Source organism: Kocuria atrinae C3-8 (genome assembly GCF_000286355.1).
Taxonomy (GTDB): domain Bacteria; phylum Actinomycetota; class Actinomycetes; order Actinomycetales; family Micrococcaceae; genus Kocuria; species Kocuria atrinae_A.
Window position 1 is genome coordinate 1 of the sequence record NZ_AJXN01000184.1, and the last position, 1,422, is coordinate 1,422.

Annotated in this window: 1 protein-coding gene and 1 pseudogene; one reads left to right on the top strand and one right to left on the bottom strand. The window is 63.8% G+C overall.

All coding sequences use genetic code 11. From position 1 onward, the window contains the following. The coding region (locus tag YO9_RS0115480; RefSeq protein ID WP_031273491.1) for an SDR family NAD(P)-dependent oxidoreductase at positions 1 to 234 on the bottom strand (234 nt) is incomplete at its 3' end. A gap of 223 nt (positions 235 to 457) precedes the next feature. On the opposite strand from YO9_RS0115480, the pseudogene YO9_RS0115485 reads away from it, so the two are divergent. Next, positions 458 to 1,260 (top strand): annotated as a pseudogene (locus YO9_RS0115485) (Bax inhibitor-1/YccA family protein). The last annotated feature ends 162 nt before the right edge of the window (positions 1,261 to 1,422 follow it).

The window sequence follows — 1,422 nt, forward strand, 5'->3', positions numbered from 1 at the left end:
GGTGCGCAAGGGGCCGACCTCAGCGGCGGCGGCCACGGCGGCGCGCACGTCCTCGGGCTGGGTGACGTCCGCGGCGTGGTAAGTCACGCCCGCAACTTCGGGGGCCTTCTCGATGCCGGCGGGGAGGTCCACGCCGATCACGCGTACGCCGCGATCTGCCAGAGCTGCGGCGGTTGCCGCGCCCAGACCAGAAGCCGCTCCGGTGACGAGGGCAGAAGTATTGGAGACGTCCATGGAATATTCCTCTCGATGGGGTGCTTTAGTAGGATGCCCAACTATTTAACTGTTGTCCAGGTCACACTGTCGAGGATCCACAAAACCCGCTGGGCGGTGACTGCGGCGGGGTGCGAGGGGACGCTCAAATTCACTGTTCGCTGTGCACAAACTCCCAGCTCCGCATGACACGTCACTGCTACCCTTGACGGACAGCCCGTATACGTCATGAAAGGACGCACACATGGCCGGTGGAAACCCGCTCCTGCGCGACTTCAACAAGAAAAACGCGCAACAAGGCGCGCCCGGTTCCTACCAGGATCCGCGTTACTCGCCCGAACAACTCGAGCAGATGTACAACGCCCCGGCAGCTGGCCCCGCCCAGACCGGACGCATGAGCTACGACGATGTCGTGATGCGCACTGGCATCCTGCTGGTCTGCATCGTCGTCACCGGCGTGCTCGGCTGGATGATGCCGATCCTCGCCCTGCCCGGCGCCTGATCGGCTTGGTCCTCGGTCTGGTCAACGCGTTCAAGCGCGAGCCCAGCCCGGTGCTGATCATGGCTTACGCCCTGGCCGAAGGCCTGTTCCTGGGCGGCATTTCCGGCATGTTCGAGAACATGTACCCGGGCATCGTGATCCAGGCAGTCATGGGTACCGTCGCGGTCTTCGTGTCCGTGCTGGTCCTCTACAAGGTGGGTGTGCTGCGTTCCTCGCCGCGCGTGACCAAGATCTTCATGGTCGCCATCATGGCCTACGCCCTGTTCGCGCTGATCAATCTGGGCACCTCGCTGCTCGGTGGTTTCAACATGCGCTACGACGTCACCCTGTTCGGCATCCCGCTGGGCTTGATCGTGGGCGCCCTGGCCATCCTGTTGGCCGCCTACAGCTTTGTGCTGGACTTCGAGAACATCACCGACGGCGTCCGCCGCGGTATCCCGGAGAAGGCCGCATGGTCCGCTGCATTCGGCTTGACCGTGACCCTGATCTGGGCCTACGTGGAGATCCTCCGCGTCATCGCGATTATCCGGAGCATGTCCGAGTAATCATTCGCTGAGCTCCCCATCGGAGCTATCAACGACGCCGCGGGCCTTGCGTTCTGAACGCAGCCGCGGCGGCGTCGTAGGGTCTGGTGCCCGACGGCGGGTGGCGCCCCTCAAGAGGGGCGGTTCCCTAGATGTAGGTGATCTCCAAATCCTGCGGCGGCA